General features: G+C 67.5%; 22 protein-coding genes and 1 pseudogene. 2 read left to right on the top strand and 21 right to left on the bottom strand.

Going from position 1 to position 23,456, the window contains the following annotated elements:
* Positions 1 to 87: 87 nt before the first annotated feature.
* From J7J50_RS19310 to J7J50_RS19300, 3 genes are all read right to left on the bottom strand, one after another.
* Entirely contained in the window at positions 88 to 1,284 is a 1,197-nt protein-coding gene (locus J7J50_RS19310; RefSeq protein ID WP_215059340.1) for a S1 family peptidase, read from the bottom strand.
* A gap of 337 nt (positions 1,285 to 1,621) precedes the next feature.
* Complete coding sequence (locus tag J7J50_RS19305; protein WP_215059338.1) at positions 1,622 to 2,089, bottom strand: DUF4279 domain-containing protein; 468 nt, start codon at positions 2,087 to 2,089, stop codon at positions 1,622 to 1,624.
* Between the two features lie 224 nt (positions 2,090 to 2,313).
* On the bottom strand, positions 2,314 to 2,490 hold the full coding sequence (locus tag J7J50_RS19300; protein WP_215059336.1) for a hypothetical protein: 177 nt from the start codon (positions 2,488 to 2,490) through the stop codon (positions 2,314 to 2,316).
* A 152-nt stretch (positions 2,491 to 2,642) separates the two neighbouring features.
* Between J7J50_RS19300 and J7J50_RS19295 the strand changes: the two genes are divergently transcribed.
* Entirely contained in the window at positions 2,643 to 2,870 is a 228-nt protein-coding gene (locus J7J50_RS19295; protein ID WP_215059366.1) for a hypothetical protein, read from the top strand.
* A gap of 145 nt (positions 2,871 to 3,015) precedes the next feature.
* Here J7J50_RS19295 and J7J50_RS19290 read toward each other — a convergent pair whose 3' ends face one another.
* From J7J50_RS19290 to J7J50_RS19245, 10 genes are all read right to left on the bottom strand, one after another.
* Positions 3,016 to 3,510: a L,D-transpeptidase family protein gene (locus tag J7J50_RS19290; protein ID WP_215059334.1), complete on the bottom strand. Its 495-nt coding sequence runs from the start codon at positions 3,508 to 3,510 to the stop codon at positions 3,016 to 3,018.
* Positions 3,507 to 5,153: an acyl-CoA dehydrogenase family protein gene (locus J7J50_RS19285; protein WP_215059331.1), complete on the bottom strand. Its 1,647-nt coding sequence runs from the start codon at positions 5,151 to 5,153 to the stop codon at positions 3,507 to 3,509. The genes J7J50_RS19290 and J7J50_RS19285 overlap by 4 nt, the downstream gene beginning before the upstream one ends.
* Positions 5,154 to 5,641: 488 nt before the next feature.
* Positions 5,642 to 5,848, bottom strand: coding sequence for a cold-shock protein (locus J7J50_RS19280; protein WP_031373678.1), 207 nt, complete (start codon positions 5,846 to 5,848; stop codon positions 5,642 to 5,644).
* 188 nt (positions 5,849 to 6,036) lie between these two features.
* A complete protein-coding gene (locus tag J7J50_RS19275; protein WP_215059329.1) occupies positions 6,037 to 6,795 on the bottom strand; it encodes an S-methyl-5'-thioinosine phosphorylase in 759 nt (252 codons plus the stop codon).
* Between the two features lie 157 nt (positions 6,796 to 6,952).
* On the bottom strand, positions 6,953 to 7,504 hold the full coding sequence (locus J7J50_RS19270) for a hypoxanthine-guanine phosphoribosyltransferase (protein WP_215059326.1): 552 nt from the start codon (positions 7,502 to 7,504) through the stop codon (positions 6,953 to 6,955).
* The gene (gene nagZ, locus J7J50_RS19265) at positions 7,504 to 8,499 is read right to left on the bottom strand and encodes a beta-N-acetylhexosaminidase (RefSeq protein WP_215059323.1); all 996 of its coding nucleotides are present in this window, start codon (positions 8,497 to 8,499) and stop codon (positions 7,504 to 7,506) included. Before nagZ ends, J7J50_RS19270 begins: the two co-directional genes overlap by 1 nt.
* 501 nt (positions 8,500 to 9,000) lie before the next feature.
* Positions 9,001 to 9,513 (bottom strand): CYTH domain-containing protein, encoded by a 513-nt coding sequence (locus J7J50_RS19260; RefSeq protein WP_215059320.1) that lies wholly within the window; start codon positions 9,511 to 9,513, stop codon positions 9,001 to 9,003.
* A 51-nt stretch (positions 9,514 to 9,564) separates the two neighbouring features.
* The gene (gene rlmD / locus J7J50_RS19255; protein WP_215059364.1) at positions 9,565 to 10,938 is read right to left on the bottom strand and encodes a 23S rRNA (uracil(1939)-C(5))-methyltransferase RlmD; all 1,374 of its coding nucleotides are present in this window, start codon (positions 10,936 to 10,938) and stop codon (positions 9,565 to 9,567) included.
* A gap of 189 nt (positions 10,939 to 11,127) precedes the next feature.
* Positions 11,128 to 11,772: a DUF1318 domain-containing protein gene (locus J7J50_RS19250; RefSeq protein ID WP_215059319.1), complete on the bottom strand. Its 645-nt coding sequence runs from the start codon at positions 11,770 to 11,772 to the stop codon at positions 11,128 to 11,130.
* Between the two features lie 129 nt (positions 11,773 to 11,901).
* Positions 11,902 to 13,920 (bottom strand): YdbH domain-containing protein, encoded by a 2,019-nt coding sequence (locus J7J50_RS19245; RefSeq protein ID WP_215059317.1) that lies wholly within the window; start codon positions 13,918 to 13,920, stop codon positions 11,902 to 11,904.
* A gap of 45 nt (positions 13,921 to 13,965) precedes the next feature.
* On the opposite strand from J7J50_RS19245, the gene J7J50_RS19240 reads away from it, so the two are divergent.
* Positions 13,966 to 14,682 (top strand): response regulator, encoded by a 717-nt coding sequence (locus J7J50_RS19240; RefSeq protein ID WP_215059315.1) that lies wholly within the window; start codon positions 13,966 to 13,968, stop codon positions 14,680 to 14,682.
* 101 nt (positions 14,683 to 14,783) lie between these two features.
* Here the strand turns inward: J7J50_RS19240 and recO are convergent, their stop codons facing one another.
* The 8 genes and pseudogenes from recO to J7J50_RS19200 all read right to left on the bottom strand — a co-directional run.
* Complete coding sequence (gene recO / locus J7J50_RS19235; protein ID WP_215059313.1) at positions 14,784 to 15,533, bottom strand: DNA repair protein RecO; 750 nt, start codon at positions 15,531 to 15,533, stop codon at positions 14,784 to 14,786.
* Between the two features lie 165 nt (positions 15,534 to 15,698).
* Positions 15,699 to 16,592 carry a GTPase Era gene (era, locus tag J7J50_RS19230; RefSeq protein WP_057942368.1) on the bottom strand — a complete coding sequence of 298 codons (894 nt, stop codon included), beginning with the start codon at positions 16,590 to 16,592 and terminating at the stop codon, positions 15,699 to 15,701.
* A gap of 243 nt (positions 16,593 to 16,835) precedes the next feature.
* On the bottom strand, positions 16,836 to 17,498 hold the full coding sequence (gene rnc / locus J7J50_RS19225) for a ribonuclease III (protein WP_215059311.1): 663 nt from the start codon (positions 17,496 to 17,498) through the stop codon (positions 16,836 to 16,838).
* Positions 17,491 to 17,868: a DUF4845 domain-containing protein gene (locus J7J50_RS19220; protein WP_215059309.1), complete on the bottom strand. Its 378-nt coding sequence runs from the start codon at positions 17,866 to 17,868 to the stop codon at positions 17,491 to 17,493. The genes rnc and J7J50_RS19220 overlap by 8 nt, the downstream gene beginning before the upstream one ends.
* 88 nt (positions 17,869 to 17,956) lie before the next feature.
* On the bottom strand, positions 17,957 to 18,742 hold the full coding sequence (lepB, locus tag J7J50_RS19215; RefSeq protein WP_215059306.1) for a signal peptidase I: 786 nt from the start codon (positions 18,740 to 18,742) through the stop codon (positions 17,957 to 17,959).
* 195 nt (positions 18,743 to 18,937) lie between these two features.
* On the bottom strand, positions 18,938 to 20,731 hold the full coding sequence (lepA, locus tag J7J50_RS19210; protein WP_215059304.1) for a translation elongation factor 4: 1,794 nt from the start codon (positions 20,729 to 20,731) through the stop codon (positions 18,938 to 18,940).
* 293 nt (positions 20,732 to 21,024) lie between these two features.
* On the bottom strand, positions 21,025 to 22,545 hold the full coding sequence (locus J7J50_RS19205; RefSeq protein ID WP_215059362.1) for a DegQ family serine endoprotease: 1,521 nt from the start codon (positions 22,543 to 22,545) through the stop codon (positions 21,025 to 21,027).
* 268 nt (positions 22,546 to 22,813) lie between these two features.
* Positions 22,814 to 23,456: pseudogene (locus J7J50_RS19200) on the bottom strand (hypothetical protein); the annotation flags it as partial.

Here is a 23,456-nt window from a genome sequence, read left to right as displayed (position 1 = left end):
CGCGCAGCGGACAAAAACGAACGCCCCGCATTCGCGGGGCGTTCGCACCATCGGCATTGCGCGCGCGAGTGGCGCCGCGTGCCGGACTCAGCCGGTGACCAAGGCCAAACCGTACTGGCTCAGGATCGGCCCGAGGCGCTCGAACAAGCTGCTGCGCTGCGAAGCCGGGATGCCGCAGTTGTTGCCGTTGGACTGCACGTTGCCGCCCGACATCACGCCCTGCGCCTGGCCGGCGCTGGTGATCCACGAACCGCCCGAATCGCCGCGGCCCATGCAGGCGTTGCCTTGGGTCAGACCGCGCACCGCGCCTTCGGCGTAGTTGGCGGTGACGTTCTTGGCGGTGATCGTGCCGCACCGATAACCGGTGGTGCGGCCCGAGCGGCACACGGCCGCGCCGATCGCCGCTTCGGCGCTGCCGCGCACGGTGACGTAGCCGCTGCCGTTGGCCACGCGCGGCAACAGCGTCTGCGCGCTGGTCAGACTGACCCAGGCGCGATCGTTGCCCGGGAACACGCGGCCGGCGAAAGTGCCGACCTGGGCGCCGCCGATGCGCGCGATCGAGTTGACCGTGCCGCAATGGCCGGCGGTGACGAAGCCCTTGGTGGCGCCGCGGGTGACCGAGAAGCCGACCGAGCACAAGCTCGCGTTGTTGATCGAGTACTCGATTCCGCCGATGATGTTGGCGGTGGTCTGCAACTGGCCCGGCGCGGTTTCGATGCGCACCGCGCCGCTGTCGGCGCCGCTGAGGGCGATGAAGTCGATGCCGGCATCGGTCGCGCCTTCATCGACCTTGACCACCACCGTGTTGCTGCGCACGTCGACATACCAGGTCTGCACCCCGGCGAGCGGCTTGCTGACGCCCTTGACCCGCGCGTTGGCGCCGGCGTCGAGCAGGTCCATCGACTGCTGCAACCGCTTCAGGCTGTGGCGCACATTGCGCACTTCCACACCGCCCAGCGTGCTGGACTTGCGCGCGCCGGCGGTGGCGGCGACGACGCGGGAGCTGCCATCGGCATTGCGCTCGATCCAACTGCCGGCGAAGTTTCCGCCGAACTCGCGCTCGATCGCCGTGGCCTGCTCGCGCGCGAGTTTTTCCGTTTGCAGGTACTGGGCGATTTGACCCGGGAAAATTCCCAGGTCGCGCTGCATGGCGAATTTAAGCGCCGGGCTGACTTCGTCGGCGGCCAGGGTGGCGCCGGACGCAAGCGCGGCGACCGCCGCGACAGCGCAGAACACGGAAGCGCGCGCGAACGAACGGCGCGAACGGGATTTCGATACGGACATGCGAGGAACTCCTAGTGGGAATCTGACATGGGATCGATGGAATGAAGCCGAGCGGCTTCTCGACGCCGTCATGGCGACGACGGCCTCTCGTCGGCAAGCTCACGCGCAATCCGGATGCGCGCACGCGCTTGCGAGGCAATCCCAGCTAAAAAGAACTGCCAGCCCTGCGCAAGGTCGCAGCCCAGGCGCGATCACACCCACAGTCCGAGGCGCGTCACAAGAACGCGTATTGGCATAAGCGAATGAACGAAACGCGACGTCGATGCGTTATCGATGCGGGGAGGTATGTAGCGATTTATTCGGCTGTTGCGATGCAGCGGAATCGATCGCGTTGCGATCAGCGACGCCACTGCAAGCGACCGCGACGGAACCTGCCGATGCCGGCGGCTTCACGGGTCGGGTCATAGATCTCAAGCCGCAACTCGATGCCGCGCTCGCCGAGCAGACGCATATTGCGTGGCGAAATCGCCGCGGAATCGTTGCTGGTGTCCATGAACAAACCACAGTACAAATCGAGCTCGAAACGCGATTGCAATGAAGCCCACAGCGCGGGAGCGTGATTGAGCCGGGCAAACAACTCATCGATCTGCTCATCCAGATCGCCCGGGGTGCGCTTTTCCAATGTCAGCTGCCAGGCGCCGGTCTTGGCGATCCGTCCGGCACCGGTCCGAGCGTTCACCACGATCGTGTCGCCCTTGAGATGCGAAAACGATGGCTGCGCGCCGAGCGCGTGGGTGAGTTCGTCGGGAATCAGCTCTTCGCCCCAGATTCGCAGGCACGCCGCCGTGTGTTCCAGCGAGGACATAAGCACGGCTCCAATCGCCGCCGACCCCATGCCCGCGGACGCGCCACTTCAGCGCAAACGCGGCGCGGTTGCAATCGATGGGATCGGGTTTGCGCTGTTGTGCGTGCGCATGCGCCCTCGCCGCATCGGCAAAGACACGCCGATGTCGATACCGGCGCGGACGACGGCTGCCTGCGGGGCTGGCGGCGTTCGCGAACCTCGTCGCGCTGCAAGTCGCCGCGGCTTCAACCCGCGCGCTTGAACTCGCTCACCAGCCACACGCTGAGCAGGCACAGCGCGAACAAGCCCGCGCCGCGGCTCAGCCAGAACAGCGCCAGGGAAAAATCCGAACCGTGCGCCGGCGGCGGAATCGCAGCCAACGCCACCAGCGCCAGCGCCTGGGATTTACGTGAACCACGCATGGTGCACCTCCCGCGACGGCCCGGATGGCCGCCTCACCCGACCTTACACCCAACCGCACTACGGTGGCATGACCCTTGCCGGAACAGGCGACGGCCGGTATCGCGGCGGCGCGAGAATCCGCCGGGTTCCCGGTTCACACATGCCTTCGAAGATGAAGCGATACCTCAACCTCAGCGGCGACTCGGGCGTGCGCGCCTATCTGCCCGGGCCGGATGCGATCGCGATCGAGTTCCTCGACGGCTCGGTCTATCTGTACACCAGCGACAGCGCCGGCATCGACACGATCGCGCGCATGCTCGAACTGGCCGAGCGCGGGCGCGGGCTGAGCGCCTACATCAGCCAGCACGTCGGCGATGCGTATGCGCAGAAGCTGCGCTAGCGGCGGACGGATCGAGCCGATGCGCCAGCGACGAAAAACCGGCCCGCGAACCACAGCGCGAGTATTGGCACGCCACCCGTCGCCAACGCTTGCAACCTCACACACCGCTGCGCGGCTACGTGTTTGACGCGCGGTCGGCCAGCGCTCAGGGATTGATCCGGATCGGAATCCCGTTCGGCACCAGGCTCCACACTTCCTCGATCTGCTCGTTGGTCAGCGCGATGCAACCATCGGTCCAGTCGCGCCGATAGCCCGGCGGGGTGCCGCCGTGAATCATGATGTCGCCGCCCGGATCGACGCCGCGCAGGCGCGCGCGCTTGCGATCGGCTGCGTCCGGGTACGACACCCGCAGCGACAGATGAAAGCGGCTGTTGGGATTGCGTCCGCTGATGCGGTAATCGCCTTCGGGCGTGCGTTCGTCGCCCTGCTGACCCTTGGGCCCGTTCGGCGCGTCGCCGAGCAGGATCGGATAGGTGCGGATGACCGTGTTGTTGCGCAGCAGTTGCATGCGCCGCTCGGACTTGTCCACGAGGATGCGGTCGGCGCGCGCGGCCGCCGGCGCCATCGCCGGCGGCGTGCGTGCCCACGCCGGCACGCACGCCAGGACGGCGGCGAACAGACACAGACGCAATGCCTTCATGCCGGCAGCCCGCGTTGCACGATGGCCTCGAAATCCAGATCGGCCGGCAAGGTGCCAAAACCCAGTCCATGCGCGCCGCCGAGGCGGCTGCGGCAGAACGCATCCGCGCTGGGACTGTCGGCAACGAACAACAGCGCCGACTGCAACGCCAGCGCCAAGCGTTCGACCCACCCGCGCATCTGCGCTTCCTGCGGCGGCGCCTGTCCGCGCAGCGCCGGCGCGAGTTCGTCGATGCGCGCATCCAGCGCATCGTGACGGCCGCGCGCGCGTTCGAGTTCGGTCAGCAGCGCGCGGCCGGCCTCGGGCTCGCGCGCGAGCGCGCGCAGCACGTCCAGGCACTGGATGTTGCCGCTGCCTTCCCAGATCGAGTTCAGCGGCGCTTGCCGGTACAGCCGCGGCAGGATCGATTCCTCGACATAACCGGCGCCGCCCAGGCATTCCTGCGCTTCGTTGACGAAGGCCGGCGCGCGTTTGCAGATCCAGAACTTGCCGATCGCGGTGGCCATGCGCGCGAACGCGGCCTCATGCGGGTCGCGCCCGGCGCGGTCGATCGCGCCGGCGACGCGGATCGCCAGGGCGATGGCGGCTTCCGATTCGATCGCCAGATCGGTGATCACGTTGCGCATCAGCGCATGATCGAGCAGCGGCTTGCCGAAGCTGCGGCGATGGCGCGCGTGATGCAGCGCCTGCGCCAGCGCCATGCGCATCTCGCCGGCCGAACCGAGCATGCAGTCCAGGCGGGTCAGCATCACCATCTCGATGATAGTCGCCACGCCCCGCCCTTCCTCACCGATGCGCTGCGCCCAGGCGCCCTGGAATTCCACTTCCGACGACGCGTTGGACCAGTCGCCCAGCTTGTCCTTGAGCCGCATCAGCCGCAGCGCGTTCTTGCCGCCGTGCGGATGCCAGCGCGGCATCAGGAAACAGCTCAGGCCGCCCGGGGCCTGCGCCAGCACCAGGAAGCCGTCCGACATCGGCGCGGAGAAAAACCATTTATGCCCGACCAGTTCGTACTCGTCGCCGCCGGGCCCGCCGATCGGCGTGGCCACGGTTTCGTTCGCGCGCACGTCCGAGCCGCCCTGTTTCTCGGTCATGCCCATGCCGAGGGTGACGCCGGCCTTGTCGCCGCTGCCGGTATCGCGGCCGTCGTAGTGCGGCGCGGCGGCCTTGCGCATCCACTCGCCCAGCGCGGGCGCGTGCCGCAGCACCGGCACCGCGGCGTGGGTCATGGTCAGCGGACAACTGGTGCCGGGCTCGACCTGATGGTGCAGATAGCTCAGCGCGGCGCGGGCGACGTGCGAGCCCGGGCGCGGATCATGCCAGGACAGGCCAGCGACGCCGTGCTCGATCGCCGCGCGCATGATCGCGTGGTAGTTGGGGTGGAATTCGACCAGGTCGATACGGTGGCCGTAGGCGTCATGGCTGCGCAGGCGCGGCTTGTCGCGATGCGCGTCGAAGCTGAGCGCGTAGATGTCGCCGCCGGCCAGGACGCCGTAGGCGGCGAGCTGTCCGGCGAAATCGTCGCCGCCTTCGCGCCGCACCGCGTCGCGCAGCGCGGCGTCGTCGTTCCAAAGATCGCGCGGCGCGAACGGCGGCGGCTGGTTCTCGACCCGATGGGTGGCGAACGGGGGCAGCGTGTCCATCTACAGCTCTCCGTGCTGGGATGGCTGGATTCTAGTGGCAATGGATGAGGTGGGTGTGTGGTGGGCGGGCTTGCCGGGTTTGGGGTTGTGGGGGTGCGCGGGCGATGGCGTGGGACCGAAGTACGAGACAACAAGGCTTCAGCGCGCCCCCTTCACTTCGTCATTCCCGCGAACGCGGGCTCCGCTTTACTTCGGCGGAGCCGAACATCCAGGGCCTTTCGCGCGCGAACGTTTGAAGTCACTGGATTCCCGCGTTCGCGGGAATGACGGGGTGGAGGTTCGCGGCGAGAACTGGAAATACCCATCAACCGCAGGTTCACGCGGCAGCGCGCGAATCTTCACTAGTGCAACCCTGCAGCCACGCCACCACGCCACGCCATGAGCGTCGCAACCGCGACCCCACAAAAAAAGAAAGGCCCCGCCGAAGCAGGGCCTTGGAAACTGTCCGATACGATCGGGCCAGACATTGCCCCGAGGGGCAACGCGAATCAAACCACCGGAGCCACCTCGGACGCCTGAGCGCCCTTCGGACCCTGGGTCAGCTGATAGCTGACGCGCTGGCCTTCTTGCAGACTGCGGAAGCCTTTTGCGTTGATCGCGGAGAAGTGCACGAATACATCCGCGCTGCCATCTTCGGGAGAAATGAAACCGAAGCCCTTGGCGTCGTTGAACCACTTCACGGTGCCGTACTGCATATCCTTATTGACCTCATGCTGGATGCGTTGACGTGCGTCGTCGCCGGATGTGGCGCGAGACGCAGTGCGAGTATGCAAACTGTGCCGTTGGATGACAACGGTTCAGCGTGACGGCATCGAGCACGTGATTTGAAGAAATTTCCGGCCACGTTTCTTACGCAGATTCGCATTTATGCGACTGCTGTCACCTATGCGGCATCGAGCAACGCGCCCAGCAGCGCGGGCAAACCGGCGGACGCCACCGCGACGTTATCGAGCACATCCTGCAAGGTGATGACTTCATCCGGATCGGGACCGGCGCCCGCGGCCCAGTTCGCGACGATCGCCAAACAGGCGTAATCCAGGCCCATTTCGCGCGCCAGGCCGGCTTCGGGCATGCCGGTCATGCCGACCAGATCGCAGCCGTCGCGGCGCATGCGCGCGATTTCCGCGCGGGTTTCCAGGCGCGGGCCCTGAGTCGCGCCGTAGCAACCTCCATCGACCAGCGCCACGCCGGCGCGCGCCGCCGCCGCGATCACCGCCGCGCGCAAGCTGCGCGTGTACGGCTCGCCGAAATCCACATGCAGCACTTCGGTGCCGGGTTCTTCGCACACCGTGGAGATGCGGCCCCAGGTGTAATCGATCAGCTGATCCGGACAACCGAGCGCGCGCGGGCCGAACCGTTCGGTAATTCCGCCCACCGTATTGAGCGCGAGCACGCGCTGCGCGCCGAGCGCCTGCAACGCGGCGAGATTGGCGCGGTAGTTGATCTGATGCGGCGGCAAGGAATGGCCTTCGCCGTGACGCGCCAGAAACGCGACGCGGCGGCCGCCCAGCAGGCCCACCCGCACCGGACCCGACGGCGCGCCGTAACGCGTCGCCGGCTGATGGGTCTGCACGTCCTGCAGTTCGGCGATGCGGTACAGGCCGGTGCCGCCGATCACGGCGAGGTCGATTTGGGATGTCATTGCGCAAGATCCGATTGAAAGGTGAAGCAAGCGATCAGGGGGATACGGGAAATGAAGGGAGCGAAGGAATTCGCGGAAAACACGGTCGTGCATGCCGGCAAAACGCTAACGCCCCATCCATTCCCGACTCCCTGCATTCCCGCTTGTCATTCCCGCTTCACTTCAACGCATAGATCGCCGGCAGGTTGCGGCCCTGCTCATGGAAGTCCATGCCGTAGCCGAACACATAGCGATCCGGCACTTCGACGCCGACGTAATCGGCGTGCAGGCCCTCGACGCAACGTCCGTGCGCCTTCACCGCGAGCGCGGCGATGCGCACCTCGGCGGCGCCCTGCTCGCGGCACCATTCGCGGATGCCGTTCAAGGTATGGCCTTCATCGAGAATATCGTCGGCCAGCAGCACGCGGCGGCCGCGCAGTGGCGTCGCCGGACGGTGCTTCCAGACCAGGTCGGCGCCGGTGGTCGCGCCGCGGTAACGGGTGGCGTGCAGGTAATCGAATTCCAGGTCCAGCCCGCGCTCGCCCAGTTCCATCGCCAGTTGCGAGGCGAACGGCATGCCGCCGTGCATGATCGTTAAGTAGACCGGACGGCTGCCGGCGTAATCGTTGCGAATCCTTACCGCCATGCGCGCGATCTCCCGCTCCAGGGTGCGGCGATCGAAGATCAGGTCGGCATTTTCCAGGGCCGAAGCCAGGTCGTTAGCGCTCATCAAGCCAGTCCTTCCAAACGGGTGCGGGTTTCGCTGTAGCGGCTGTCGGCGATCAGGCCATCCCAGCCCATCGCGCCGCGGCCGAGCAGGCCGAGCAGCGCGGCGGTGTTGAGGCTGCGGCCTTCGACCGCGGCCAGAGACTCTTCTACCAATTGCGGATGACAGACCAGCACGACGTCGCAGCCGGCGTCCAGGTGCGCGTCGATACGCGCCTTGATCCCGCCGACCGAGAACGCCGCGGCCATGCCGATGTCGTCGCTGAACACCACGCCGCGGAAACCCATCTGCGCGCGCAGGACGTCCTCGATCCAGTAGCGCGAGTAGCCGGCCGGTTCCGGCGCCACCGCCGGATAGGACACGTGCGCCATCATCACCGCGTCGGCGCGGGCGTCGATGCCGGCGACGAACGGAATCAGATCGGTGGCGCGCAGTTCCTCCAGCGTGCGCGGATCGGCGGCCTGATCGAAATGGGTATCGGCGCGCACCGAGCCGTGGCCGGGGAAATGCTTGAGCGTGGCGGCCATGCCGCGCGCGTGCATGCCGCGGACGTAGGCGCGGGTGAACTCGGCGACGATTTGCGGATCGGCGTCGAAGGCGCGGTTGCCGATGGCGAGATTGCCGCGGCCCAGATCGACCACCGGCGCGAAGCTCAGGTCCACGCCGCTGGCCTGGACTTCGCCGGCCATCAACTGGGCGTGTTCTTCCGCGAGCGTGAGCGCGGCCTGGGGATCGGAGGCGTAGAGCTTGCCGAACACCTCCAGCGGCGGCAGCGCGCTGTAGCCCTCGCGGAAGCGCTGCACGCGCCCGCCTTCCTGGTCCACGCAGATCAGCTGCGGCCGCGGCGCGGCGGCGCGGATCGCCGCCGACAGCTCGGCGACCTGGGCCCGGGAGGCGAAGTTGCGGCTGAACAGGATCACGCCGGCGCAGGCATCGTGCTGCAGCCAGTCGCGCTCCTGCGCGGTGAGTTCGGTACCGGCGACGCCGATCACGAGCATGCGGAACTCCTGAAGGAGAAAACAGCGCGGTCTGCGCTGTGCGTATTGTCGCGCAGATGCGGCGGCGGGGCATCCTGCCGGGGTGGCGGCCCGGGAGCCGGCATCCACGAGGCCTTTTGTAGGAGGGGCTTTGTGGGAGGGAGCTTTAGCCCCGATGCTCTTGGCTCAGATATGGCGAATGGCCGCGACCTGAGCGAAAAGCATCGGGGCTGAAGCCCCTCCTACAACAGACCTCGGGGATTCGCCGTTGGGGGCTTTGTGGGAGGGAGCTTTAGCCCCGATGCTCTTGGTTCAGATGGGGCGAATGGCCGCAATCTGAGCGAAAAGCATCGGGGCTGAAGCCCCTCCTACAACAGACTTCGTGGATTCGTCGATGAAGGGCTTTGTGGGAGGGAGCTTTAGCCCTGATGCTCTTGGTTCAGATGTGGCGAATATCCATGACCTGAGCGAAAAGCATCGGGGCTGAAGCTCCCTCCCACAAAGCCCCTCCTACAAAAGACCTCAGGGCGCGCCGTCGCGCTCGGCCGGGGTCCACTGCGCATACGGCCGGGTCGCCAGCGCCAGGTTGTAGTAACGCACCGAGTCGGTGACCTCGGCGCCGGCCCACTCGGGCTTGGCGAATTCGGCGTCGGCGCTGGCCAGTTCGATCTCGGCCACGACCAGCCCGGCGTTGTCGCCGAGGAATTCATCGACTTCCCACAGATGCCCTTCGTACTGGACGTAGTGGCGGCGCTTATCGACCATGCCGCCGACGCTGAGCGCGAGCAGGCCGCGCGCGTCCTCGACCGGGATCGGGTAATCGAATTCCTGCCGGGTATGGCCCAACTCGCGCGATTTCAGGTTGAGGAAGGCCTCATCGCCGGCGATGCGCACGCGCACCGAGGCTTTCATCGCGCCGGTGTCCATCGCCGCCAGATCGTTGAGATACCCCTGCGCCATCGGCACGACCTTGTGCGCGGCGTCGCGCCAGGATTCGCCGATCACCAGGAATTTGCGTTCGATTTCAATGCCCACGGAAATTTCCCTGAAGAAAAAACAACGACCCGTCACCGCGCGAACGCTGCCTCAGCGTTCGAACATCGCGATCGATTCCACGTGCGCGGTATGCGGGAACATATCCATCACCCCGGCCGCGCGCAGCTTCCAGCCCTTTTCGCGCACCAGATAACCGGCGTCGCGCGCCAGCGAGGCCGGGTGGCAGCTGACGTAGACGATGCGCTTGAACTGCTTGAGCGGCAATTGCGTCAGCACGAAGTCGGCGCCCGAACGCGGCGGGTCCAGCAGCAGGCGGTCGAAGCCTTCGCGCATCCACGGCTCGCCGCTCAGATCCTTGCCCAGATCGGCGGCGTAGAACTTCGCGTTGGCCAGGCCGTTGTGCTCGGCGTTCTCGCGCGCACGCTTGACCAGCCCGGCCTCGCCTTCCACGCCGACCACTTCGCGCACGCTGCGCGCCAGCGGCAAGGTGAAATTGCCCAGGCCGGCGAACAGATCCAGCACACGATCCTCCGGCTGCGGCGCGAGCAGATCCAGGGCGTGCTGGATCATGTGGCCGTTCAGCCCGGCATTGACCTGGATGAAGTCCAGCGGACGGAACTTCAGTTCCAGATTCCACTGCGGCAGCGTGAACGACAGCTGCGGATCGGCCGGCCACAGCGGGTGCACGCTCTCGATTCCGCCGGGCTGCAGGAACACCGCGAATTCATGCTGGCGGGCGAAGGCGACGATGGCGTCGCGGTCGTCCTGCGACAGCGGCGCCAGATGACGGAAGGTCAGCGCGATGCCGCTGTGCGAATTCTCGCCGGCGTCCTGGGGATCGCCGCCGATGAACTCCACCTGCGGAATCTCGCGCCGCGCCTGCAGGCCGTCGATGAGTTGCGCGAGCGCGGAAATCTTGTCGCCGATCGCCGGAATCACGGTTTCGCAGCGGCCGATGTCGGCGACGAAACGCGGGTCGGTTTCGCGGAAACCGACCAGGGTCTTGTCCTTCTTCTCGACCCGGCGCACCGAGAACCGGCCTTTGCGGCGATAGCCCCAGGCCGAATCGGTCAGCGCCGGCAGCACGCGCTCGGGCATGACATGGCCGATGCGTTCGAAGTTTTCCATCAGCACGCGCTGCTTGGCGACGATCTGCTGTTCTTCGGCCATGTGCTGCAAGGCGCAGCCGCCGCAGGTGCCGAAATGCACGCAACGCGGTTGCACGCGATCGGCCGAGGCCTGCAGCACTTCCAGCGTCACCGCCTCGTCGAAACTGCGCGAACGCGCGGTCTGCTTGGCCATGACCCGCTCGCCCGGCAACGCGCCGGCGACGAAGATGGCTTTGCCGGCCTCGTTGGGCGCCTTGGGGTCCACGCGCCGGGCGACGCCGCGGCCGTCGTGAGTGAGGCCGGTGATGGCGACCTCGAAGGGAGTTTGATCGATGCGGGCCACAGCTGCTGGCAGGAATCAAAGGGGGCGCATTGTCGCATGGCGCCGGGAATCGGGAATGGGGAATGGGGAATGGGGAATCGGAAGGGCAAAAGCCGTCGTCACGGCCAGATCAAACAAAAAGCCCGCTTTCGCGGGCCTTTGCTTTAACGATTCCCGATTCCCGATTCCCGATTCCCAATTCCCGATTCCCGCCGACAGGCCTTACTTCTGCTTCCAGCCGCCGCCCGCATCCTGATACCACCAGCCGCCCTTGGCGCTGTCGATCCACTGCCGCGCGAATACCTGGCGGATCTGCGCTTCCCATTCCGGGTGGCCGTTGGCGACGGCGATCTCGCGGTAGACCGCGGCCGAATCGCGGCCCTGGTCGGCCACCGCCTGGTTGACGCCGACCCGGTCGGACAGCGGGATCTTGGAGGCGTCGCGCACGCTGACCGTGCCGTTGCTGGCGAAGCCGAGCGCGCCGGAATCGAAGTGCGCGCGCAATTGGCCATCGAAACGCTGCGCCATGCGCGACTGGATCGCCTGGATCGCCGGGGTCTTGATCGAGATGTCGGGCGACTGCGCCCGCGCGCTGCCGATGCCGGCCAGCGACAGCCAGTCGATGCGGCTGGCCAGTTGGCCCCATTCCAATTTGGGCGAGCTCAGGAAAGCGTTGCCGCCTCCGCCACCGGGCTTGCCGCCTTCCTTCGGAACCTCGGGCGTCTGCATCTGCGGTTGATCGCCGATCACCTTCTCCACGAACTCCTTGGCCGCTTCCTTGGCCTCGGCGGCCGGGAAGTAGACGTTGATCGTCACGCAAGCCGTCAACATCACGGCGGCGACCGGTACTCCCATCCAACGGCGCATGAGCGAATCCTTCTGGTTGTGCGCGTCCGGCGCGGTATCCCGCGGGTCCGGTCGCGGGTTGAACGAATGGCGCCTATTGAACCACGGCGCCGTTGAACGACAAGGCTACGTCGAAGGCAAGCCGGCCGGTTACTGAACCACCGGCTTCACATCGCCCTTGCTGACCGCTTCCAGGCGTTCGAGCAGGGTCGGCCAATCGACGCGGCGGTTGTAGCCGACCACGTCCAGGTGCGGCACGCCCGAGCCCTGGACGATGGTGAAACCGTTGTTCTTGGCCGCGCCCAGGCCATCCATGTTGCAGACCTCGTCGGCCAGCCGGCAGGAAATACCGAGGCGGGCATAGCCGAAGTCGTCGAAGAATCCGATCAGCCTGTCCTGCAGGCTGCCGACGAAGGACGAATCGCCGACGCTGGACAGGTCCTGCACGGCGCGCTGGCTGATGCGCTGGCGCACGCCGCGGGTCTTGCGCGTGTGCAGTTCGGCGTCGAACGCGGTGGGCTGCCAATCGACCAGGCGCAGTTGCTCGATCCGGCCGAACAGCCGTCCGGTGATGCTGCCGAAACCGAACACGCCGGTCAGCGACTCCAGATCGATGTTCTCCAGCGCCAGATCCGAGCTCAGCGTCGGCGCGACCCCGAACGGACGCTCCATCGCCAGCGACGACACCGCCACCGTGCCGCCGAACAACTGCATGGTCAGGCCGCCGTTGAGTTCGAGCCGGTCGTCGGCGTAATGGGCTTCGGGCAGGCGGCCGCTGAGTTCGCCGGTGAACGCCGGCCAGTCCAGCGCCTTGGCCAGTTGGCCGACGTCGAGCCGCTCCAGATTCAGGCCGAAGCGCAGGTCCAGGCCCTTGCCGCCGGAGGGCGGACGCAGGCGCAGGCCGTCGAAGCCGGCGCGGCCGCCGAGCATCGGGAAATCCACCGCGCGCCGCAGGCGCAATTCGCCGGCGCCGCTGGAAAACGGCAATCGCACCGCGCCGAATCCGAGCCCGTACAAGGCGCCTTCGCGCCAACTCAGTTCGCTGTCGCGCGGCGCGTCGGCCGAGTAGGCGACGCTGCCGTCGAGGCCTTCGAAGCGGAACCGGCCCTGGTCGTCCTTCAACGCCACCTCATGCAGGTTCGCCTCGGCCTGCTGCAGTTCGCCGCCGCTCATGCGCACACGCGCCTGCAGGGCGCCGGACAGCTCCAGCTTGGCCAGACCGGCCAGGCCGAGGAAACCCGACAGGTAGCCATCGCGCAGCGGCGCGAGGTCGGCGCTGTCGAGGTTCAGGTCGAGCGCCGCCAGCGAGGCATCGGGCGTCAGCGCCGCGCTGCCATCGACCGCGAGGATGCCGCCGTCGCGCCACGACAATCGCGGCAGGCGCCAACCCTCGCCCGGGTTCTGGCTCGCTTCGATGCGCAGATCGACCGGGCGTTGCTGCAGCGATACGTAGGCGTTGCCGAACAGCATTTCGCCGCCGAGCAGGCGACCGCCGATGGCGATGCGATCGCTGCGGTCCAGCGAGGCGTCGATCTGCAATTGCGCGCCGAGTTTCTCCGCCGCGGTCAGGCCGTCGGGCGTGTCCAGGGCGCCGCCGAGCAGGCGCAGCGGGCCGGCGATGCTGAGCGGTTTATGTTCGGGCGTGGCGATATCGAGATGGCCGTCAAGAGTGCCGGCCTTGAGCCGCGCTTGCGGCCAGGCCTGCGCGACCAGGGCCTGCGCCCAGGCCAGCGGCACCCGCGCCAGTTCGATCCGGGTCAGGTCCGGCGAGGCCGCCGCGCGATGCAGCGACAAGGCGCCGCCGCCCTGGCTCAGGCGCGCGTCGGTGCTGGCCACGCCCAGGTCCAGCGCCAGCCGCAGCGGCTTGCCGGCGCCGCCGCGCAGATCGCCTTCGCAGCGCCAGCCGCCGCGGCCGTCGCGCTTGAGCGGGCAACGCCAGACCACGTCGCGGAAGCGGTAGCCCAGGTCCGGCGCCTGGATTCGCGCGGCGCGCAATTCCAATGCCCCCTCGGTGGCCTGCGCCGGCCAGGAAAGACGCACTTGCACCTGTTCCAAAGTTGCAACAGCGGTCGCGACCCGCGCCATCCTGGCGTTCAGCGTGCGCGCCTCAGCATCGGTCGTCGCCGCCCACAAAGCGGGCAGCGACAAACCCATCAGGAGGCGTAACATGGTCCGCAGCATGGATGCAGGATAGCGGGCGGAAGCGAACCGGCAATGAAGAATCCCCAAGTCCCACGCGTATTGCTGGTCGAGGACGATCCGACCAGCCGCGCTTTTCTCACCGCCGCCGTCGAAGCGGTACCCGCCTACGTCGACGGCGCCGACAGTCTCGCCTCGGCGATGGCCCTGAGCGCCTCCCAGGATTACCAGCTGTGGCTGTTCGATGCGCACCTGCCCGACGGCAGCGGCATCGATCTGCTCGAACGCCTGCGCCGCCGCCATCCGCGCACGCCGGCGTTGGCGCATACCGCCACCGGCGAGAGCGAAGTGCGCGATCGCCTGATCGCTTCGGGCTTCTCCGAAGTCCTGGTCAAGCCGCTGCCGGCGGCGGCTGTCCGCTGCGCGATCCGGCGCCTGCTCGGCTTGCCGGAACACGATCAACCCGCCGCGCCCGCCGCCGGCCAGTCCGCGGTCTGGGACGACGACGGTGCCGCGCGCGCGCTCAACGGCAACCGCGCCCACATCGCCACCTTGCGCGGCTTGTTCACGCAGGAACTGCCGAACGCGCGCCGCTCGATTCTGGCAGCCGCGCAATTGGGCAACCTCGAAGCGATGCGCGGGGAATTGCACAAGCTGCGCGCGAGTTGCGGTTTCGTCGGCGCCGCGCGCCTGGGCGAGGCGGTGCAGGCGCTGCAGACGCAGCCCGATTCGCAGGCGCTGTTGAATCAGTTCGATCTGGCCGCGCAGGACACGATCGAGCAGGCAGGCTGATTTGTAGGAGGGAGCTTCAGCCCCGATGCTTTTCGGTCAGTGCATGGCGATCGGACCGAAAAGCATCGGGGCTGAAGCTCCCTCCTACAGTCTCGGCCGCATCACTCGGCGATCGGGCCCGGTTCGCGTTTGACCGATACCCGCGACAGTTCCGCCAGCATCTCCCACGACTTCAGTCCGCGCGGCCCCAGGTGGTGCACGAGCACGCTGCGCATGACGTGGCGCAGGCCGGGCAGATCCGAGGCCTGCGGCACGATGTCGTCGGCCAGCGCGAGCAAGGCGCGGCCGGTCGCGGCGGCGTTGCGTTCGCCGTGTCCGCGATCGCTGAGCAGGCGCCGCGGCCCCTGCTCGGCGTCGAGGCGGTAACGCGCGGCCGGATCGATGGCGACGCCGTCGGCGTCCACGCGCCAATCGAAGCCCGAGCCCAGGGCTTCGAGCAGATCGCGCTCGAAGCGGCGCAAGGTCCAGGCCAGATTGTCGCCGTCCAGCTCGGCGCGGGTGCGGCCGTAGAGATCGAACAGTTCCGGGAACGGATCGCCGCGCGGCACCAGCCGCAGCAGCAGTTCGTTGATGTAGAACCCGGCCAGCGCGGCTTCGCCGTGCAGGCGCGGCGCCGCGTCCACGGCCTCGGCCGCGATCAGCCGCGCGAGTTCGCCGCGCAGCAACGCGTCCACACGAATGAACTGAAACGGTTGCAACGCCGCGCGCAACACCTGCCGCTTGGGCCCTTGCACGCCGCGCGCGATCAGGCCGATGCGGCCGTGCTGTTCGCTCAGCGCCTCGACCAGCAGGCTGGTCTCGCGCCAGGGGCGCGTGTGCAGGACGTAGGCGGGTTCGGCGGACAGGCGCATTGGTGGCCGGGAATCGGGAATCGGGAATCGGGAATCGGTTAAAAGCGGGTTCGCTGGCTTGATGAAAAACCGTTCAAGGAAGTGTTTCGGCGATGCCGCGCATCAGCAACGAACCGCGGCTGTTCCGATTCCCGATTCCCGATTCCCAATTCCCGCCCCCAAGCCTTATTCGTACCCCAACTGCCGCAACGCCGCTTCGTCGTCCGACCAGCCCTCGCGCACGCGCACCCAGGTTTCCAGGAACACTTTCGCGCCGAACAGATGCTCCATCTGCACGCGGGCCTTGGCGCCGATCTCGCGCAGGCGCGTGCCGCCCTTGCCGATCACGATCGCCTTCTGGCCGTCGCGCTCGACCCAGATCACCGCGCCGATGCGCAGCAGCGCGCCGTCGACTTCGAAACGTTCGATCTCGACCGTGGTCGCATACGGCAGTTCTTCGCCGAGCTGGCGCATGACCTGCTCGCGCACCATCTCGCCGGCGAGGAAGCGCTGGCTCTTGTCGGTGATCTCGTCTTCGCCGTACAGCGCTTCCTGCTCGGGCAGCAGCGCCATCACGGTCTTGACCAGCGCTTCCAGGCCGCTGCGCTTGAGCGCGGAGATCGGATGCACGCCGGCGAATTCGCGGCCCTCGCTGACCTGGGCCAGATACGGCAACAGCGCGGTCTTGTCCGCGATGCGATCGACCTGATTGACCACCAGCACCACCGGCAGGCCGGCGCCGCGCAGCGCGTCGAACGCCAGACTGTCTTCGTCCTCCCACTTGCCCGCGCGCACGACCAGCAAGGCCGCATCGACGCCTTCCAGCGAACCGCGCGCGGCGCGATTCATCATCCGGTTCATCGCGCGCTTCTGTTCGCGGTGGATGCCGGGCGTGTCCACCAGCAGCAGCTGGCCCTCGGGAAAGGTGGCGATGCCGAGCAAGCGATGGCGGGTGGTCTGCGGACGCGGCGAGACGATGCTGATCTTGGCCCCGACCAGCGCGTTGACCAGGGTGGATTTGCCGACGTTGGGACGGCCGATGACGGCGACGTGGCCGGCGCGATAAGGAGTGGGGTTCATTGGCGAATTGTCCGCGTGCGGCGCGGCCAGGGCAAACGCGGGCACCGGGCGCGTTCACGAATGGCGGCGGGAAAGGAGGAAATCGGCACCGGCCGGCGGCCGCGAGGGCTGGCGGCGGGGGCCGTTGGATGAGGCTGGACGGTCGGGATGGGACGTAATGCGCGGCGCGCGGCGTTCGCCGGCCTCAGCCGCCTGACTCGACCAATCCGTCGGCGGCGCCGATCCCGGGCAAGCCCGCGCCGCTCAGTCGTCGGCCTTGAGCAGGCGCAAGGCTTCTTCCGCCGCCAGTTGTTCGGCGGCGCGGCGCGAACCGGCCTCGCCTTCGGAGGTGAGCGGCGGCTGGCTCAGGGTGCAGCTGACGCGGAAGCTCTTGGCGTGGTCTTCGCCGCTTTCCGACAACAGGGCGTAGACCGGCAGCGGTTTCTGCCGTCCCTGCAGCCATTCCTGCAGACGCGTCTTGGCGTCCTTGCCGACCTTGTGCGCCGGCGGCAAGGCGTCCATCGCCTCCACGAACCAGGGCAGTACCCGCTCGCGGCAGGTCTCGAAGCCGGCATCGAGGTAGATCGCCGCGACCACGGCTTCCAGGGCGTCGGCCAGGATCGAATCGCGGCGGTGGCCGCCGGACTTCATTTCGCCGGGGCCGAGCGTAAGCCGGGCGCCGAGTTCCAGCGCGCGCGCGATCGGCGCCAACGCCGACTCGCGCACCAGTTCGGCGCGGGCGCGGGTCAGCGCGCCCTCATCGGCCTGCGGCCAACGCTGGTACAGCGCCTCGGCCATGAACAGATTCACCAGCGCATCGCCCAGAAACTCCAGGCGTTCGTTATGCGGCGCCCCGGCGCTGCGGTGGGTCAACGCCTGCTGCAGCAATGCCGGGTTGGCGAAGCCGTGGCCGAGGCGATCAATCACCTTCTTTCGAAGTCAGTTGCTGGACCGCGTTGAACCGTCCGACCACGTCGAGGTTGGCGATCAGCGGACGGCGCACTTCATAGTTGACGGTGATCTGCATGCCGCCGTCGCTACGCACGATCTTGAAGTTCTCCGGCTTCACGCTGTCGACATAGCTCATGTCCATGCGGCGGAAGAACAGGTCGCGCGCCTTGGCGCTGTCCATGTGGCCCGCGCCCGGCTCCTTGGCCAGGTCGGCCAGCGAACGCTTGACCGAATAGAACTCGGTGTACATCGGCACCAGCTTCATGCCGACATAGACGAACACGCCGGCCAGACCCAGCACGATGATGAACCCGATCAGGGTGATGCCGCTCTGATTACGCTTCATACCTTCAATCCCCATTTGATCCATTGCCGATCACGTTCGCCGATCCAGGGCGGCCCCGCTCCTGGCGCCCGCGCGACGGCGGGCGCGGTTACGGAATGCTATTACCGATCCGGGAAAAATCCACGCCCCCGTCGAAATTCATCCAGATCAGGAAAGCCCGGCCGCGCAGATTCTGCTCCGGCAGGTAGCCCCAGTATCGGCTGTCCTCGCTGTTGTCGCGATTGTCGCCCATCACAAAATACTCGCCTTGCGGGACGACCCAGTCGCCCTCGCCCTGGTCGAGCAGCGGCGATTCGGTGCGCAGCAGGATCCGGTGCACGTGTTTGCCGATCTGTTCGCGCAATTCTTGCGCACCGGTCATTTCCGTACCGTTGCCGCGGCCCTGGTAAGTGCCGATCGGCGCATAAATGATCGGCTCGCCGTTGACCGTCAGGCGGCCGTCGCGGTAGCTGACCTTGTCGCCCGGCAGGCCGATGATGCGCTTGATCCAGTCCTGCTCGGGATGGTGCGGTGGACGGAACACGACCACGTCGCCGCGCTCGGGCTCGCCCATCGCGAGAATCTTCTGGTTGGTGATCGGCAGGCGCAGGCCATAGGTGAACTTGTTGACCAGGATAAAGTCGCCGGTCAGCAGGGTCGGCATCATCGAGTTCGACGGAATGCGGAACGGTTCGGCGATGAAGCTGCGCAGGATCAGCACCACGAACAGCACCGGAAAAAAGGCCTTGGAGTAGTCGACCACGACCGGCTCCTTGCCGTCGTCGAGCAGGCCTTCGCGCGCGGCGCGGCGCTTGGCCAGCACCGCCTTGTCGAGCAACCAGACCAGGCCGGTGAACAAAGTCAGCGACACCAGAGCGATTTCGAACCAACGCATGCTTAATCCTTTGGGCGGGAATGGCCGGGAATCGGGAATCGGGAATGGGGAGTCGGCCAAAGCCGTCGCCCCCCATCCTCGAACCTGTCTTACCCGCCTCCCGCGCTAGTTGATGGAGACGAAAACTTCAGAAAAACCGGAGGCCGGCCGACTTGTCGACGATTCCCGATTCCCCTTTCCCTATTCCCGTCCGCTTTACTTGTTGTCGGTGGACAGCACCGCGAGGAAGGCTTCCTGCGGAATCTCGACCCGGCCGACCTGCTTCATCCGCTTCTTGCCCTCTTTCTGCTTCTCGAGGAGCTTCTTCTTGCGGCTGATGTCGCCACCATAACATTTGGCCAAAACGTTCTTGCGCATCGCCTTGACCGTGCTGCGGGCGATGATCTGCGAGCCGACCGCGGCCTGGATGGCGACGTCGAACATCTGCCGCGGAATCAGGTCTTTCATCTTCTCGCACAGGTCGCGGCCGCGCCGGTCGGCGTGGCTGCGGTGGACGATGATCGACAGCGCATCGACCTTGTCGCCGTTGATCAGCGTGTCCACGCGCACGAACGGACCTTCCTGGAAACGCAGGAAGTGATAGTCCAGCGAGGCGTAGCCGCGCGACACCGACTTGAGCTTGTCGAAGAAGTCCAGCACTACCTCGGCCATCGGCAGCTCATAGCTGATCTGCACCTGGCTGGCCATGTAGGTGATGCCGATCTGCACGCCGCGTTTTTCCTCGCACAACTTGATCACGCTGCCGATGTAGTCGGGCGGCGTGAGGATGTTGGCGCGGATCACCGGCTCGCGGATTTCCTGCACCATGTTCACCGGCGGCAGCTTGGCCGGGTTGTCCATGGGGATGATCGTGCCGTCGGTCTTGAGCACTTCGTAGATCACCGTCGGCGCGGTGGAAATCAGGTTGAGGTCGTACTCGCGCTCCAGGCGCTCCTGCACGATCTCCATGTGCAGCATGCCCAGAAAGCCGCAGCGGAAGCCGAAGCCCATGGCCTCGGAGCTTTCCGGCTCGAAGCGCAGCGCGGCGTCGTTGAGGCGCAGTTTTTCCAGGGCCTCGCGCAGCGCCGGATAGTCCTCGGCATCGACCGGGAACAGACCCGCGAACACGCGCGGCTGCATTTCCTGGAAGCCCGGCAGCGGCTTTGCGGCCGGATCGCTGGCCAGGGTCAGAGTGTCGCCGACCGGCGCACCGTGCACGTCCTTGATCGAGGCGTTGATCCAGCCCACCTCGCCCGCGCCGAGTTTGGTCAGCTCCTTGCGCTTGGGCGTGAACACACCGACCTTGTCCACCAGGTGGGTGCGGCCGGTGGACATGACCAGTATCTTCGTGCCCGGGGTGATTTCGCCCTGCATGACCCGCACCAGCGAGACCACGCCCAGGTAGTTGTCGAACCACGAGTCGATGATCAGCGCCTGCAGCTTGTCGGTGTCGCGCGGCTTGGGCGGCGGAATGCGCTGGACGATGGCCTCGAGCACCAGATCGACGTTGAGGCCGGTCTTGGCGCTGATCGCGACCGCGTCCTCGGCGTCGATGCCGATGACCGCTTCGATCTCGGCCTTGGCGCGCTCAATGTCGGCGGTGGGCAGGTCGATCTTGTTGAGCACCGGCACCACTTCCAGGCCCTGCTCGACCGCGGTGTAGCAATTGGCGACCGACTGCGCTTCCACGCCCTGGGCCGCGTCCACCACCAGCAGCGCGCCTTCGCAGGCGGCCAGCGAGCGGCTGACCTCGTAGCTGAAGTCGACGTGGCCGGGGGTGTCGATGAAATTGAGTTGATAGGTCTTGCCGTCCTTCGCCTTGTACGGCAGCGAGACGGACTGGGCCTTGATGGTGATGCCGCGTTCGCGCTCGATCGGGTTCGAGTCGAGCACCTGCGCTTCCATCTCGCGCGCTTCGAGACCTCCGCACAGCTGGATGATGCGATCGGCGAGCGTCGATTTGCCGTGATCGACGTGGGCGATGATGGAGAAGTTTCTGATCAGTTGCATGCAGGGCGACGTAAGACTCGCCGACTCCAAAGAGTGAACGGACAGGAAAATTAACGGGAGATTATCGCACAGCCCCCGCCGCCACCGGCGGTTCTTCGCGCCGGCGAGGCGGCGCCGGCCGGAAATCCGCCTGGCCGGGCTCACACACCGCGACACCGGCCAGGCTCGGCAGAAGGCGGCGGATGCGAAGGCGCCCGCCGAAGCCCGGCGGGCGCCCGATGCCACGGCCGCACCCGCCGCCGCGAGCCCGCGGGTCCTGGCGGACCCCGGCGATCGCGGCGAACGGGCCGGACTCACTTCTCCGCGCCGCCGGCCTGGACTGCGATGAACTGGGTCTGGGTGCCGCGCCGGACCAGCAGCATCACCGTCTGCCCGGACTTGGTCCCGGCCAGGGCCCGGTTCAACGCCGCGGCGCTGCCGACCGGGGTGCGGCCGACCGACAGGATCACGTCGCCCTGGCGCACCCCGGCCTCGCCGGCCGAGTCGCCCGGATCGCGCACCACCACGCCCTCGCCCGGCTTCAGGCTCAGGCGCTGGCGCGCGGCGGGATCGACGTCCTGCGCGACGATGCCCAGCGCGTTGCTCTTGGACTCGGGCGCGGCGGAGTCGCCGGGACGGTTCGGAGCGTCGCCCCCGGTCAGCCCGGCGGCGGAGGCGCCGTCGAGTTCGTTGACGGCCACGGTCAGCTCGACGTTCTTGCCGTCGCGCAGCACCGTCAGCCTGGCCTTGGACCCGGGCGCGATGTTGCCGATCAGCGGCGGCAGATCGCTGGATTCGTAGATCTTCGTACCGTTGACCGAGCGGATGACATCGCCCGGCACCAGCCCGGCCTTGTCCGCCGGGCCGCCTGGCAGGACCTGGTTGATCAGCGCGCCGGCGCTGTCGGGCAGCTTGAAGCCGGCCACCTTCTCGGCGGTCAGCGGTTCGACCACCACGCCGAGCTGGCCGCGACTGACCTTGCCCTTGGCCCGCAACTGCTCGGCCGAGTTCATCGCCACGTCGATCGGAATGGCGAAGCTCACGCCCATGTAGCCGCCGGAGTTGGAGAAGATCTGCGAGTTGATGCCGACCACCTCGCCGCTGGTATTGAGCAGCGGGCCGCCGGAGTTGCCCTGGTTGATCGCCACGTCGGTCTGGATGAAGGGCACGTAGCGCTGATCGGGCGCATACGGATTGCTGCGGCCGACCGCGCTGACGATGCCGGCGGTGACCGAGTGATCCAGGCCGAACGGCGATCCGATCGCGACCACCCACTGCCCGGCCTTGGTCAGGCTGGCGTTGGCGGTGCGCAGGAACGGCAGGTCCTTGGCGTCGATCTTGAGCAGGGCGACGTCGGACTGCTCATCGCTGCCGATTACCTTGGCCTTGAACTCGCGGCGGTCGGTGAGCTTGACCGTGACCGTGTCGGCGCCATCGACGACGTGGTGATTGGTCAGCACGTAACCGTCCTGCGAAATCAGGAAGCCGCTGCCGATCGAACGCGCGCCGCCGCGCGGCTGGCGCGGATTCTGCCCGCCGCCGCCGGGTCCGCCGGGAATGCCGTCCGGGCCGAAGAAGCGGCGGAAGAATTCCGGAATCTGGTCCTCGTCGGGCATCTGCGGCTGGCCGCGCGCGGTGCGCTCGCGCTTGGGCGTGACCTCGGCGCTGATGTTGACCACCGCCGGCCCGACCCGCTGCACCAAGTGGGTGAAGTCCGGAAGACCGGCGACCAGCGGCGCCGCCGGGGTGGCCGCGGGCGGCGGAGCGATCGGCGTGGCCGGCGGCTGCGCGGTGCACGCGACCGGCAGGGCGGCGACGATCGCGCCGACCAGCATCAGCGAATGCAGCGGACGACTGCGCAGGCGGCGGTCGGCGGAAAGACTCGTGGGAAGGCGGTTCATCGTCAGGCGATTCATTGGGCTGCGACCTCGATTACGACGTAGTTTTTCCGGGGAAAGGGACAAGCAGAAGGCAACACGGATCCATTGCGCGGGCGCGGCGCGCATCGAGCGGGGTTTGACGTTGATTGTTTCGGAAGCGCCCGGCCGTCGTGGACGGCGCGGGCGTTGCGCAAGCGACTAAGGCCGGCGCGGCACAGGCAGCTTAGGGCTGCGGCTGCGGCCGTTCCTGGACCGATGGCCGGGTTCGCGCGTCTTCGGCCGACGCGGCCGGCTCGAACGGGTAGAACGAAGGCGAACTCAGGCCGCCGTTGCCGTAGCTGGCGGCGTAGCCGCTGCCGGCGGACTGGTAGTTGGGCAGCGCCGCGCGCGGCCACGGGCGCGAGGCCGGCGGCACTTCGCTTTGCTGCGGACGGAACGGATTGGCGTGCGCCGCGGCATCGGCCACCACGACCGGCGTCGCGGCGCCGGCGGCGGCCGCAATCTGCAGCGGCGGTTGCAGGCTCTGGCGCTCGGAGGCGCGCACCGCGGCGCGCTGGCTCTGGCCGCGCGAACGGCGCTCGTTGAGACGGCGCGGGATTTCCGCGACCGCGATCGCGCCGGCGGCGATGCCCGAGGCATCGGCCGAGGTCAGCGAAGGCTCGCCTTGCACCGGCGCGGCGGCCAGCGTCTGAGCCGGAGCCGGCGCGGGAACGGGCCGCGGCGTCTGCGCGACGGGCGCGGACTGCGCCGCCACCTGCGCCGGATCGCTCGCGCCGCCGGCGGCCTCGTCGGAGAACGGCCGCGCCACGAACAAGGCCGCGACCGCGACCGACGCGGCCAGGGCGGCGCCGCCGATCCAGCCGCGG

This window comes from Lysobacter sp. ISL-50, assembly GCF_018612875.1.
Taxonomy (GTDB): domain Bacteria; phylum Pseudomonadota; class Gammaproteobacteria; order Xanthomonadales; family Xanthomonadaceae; genus Lysobacter.
Note: the sequence above shows the minus strand (reverse complement) of the source record. Positions and strands in the feature narration are given on the sequence as shown.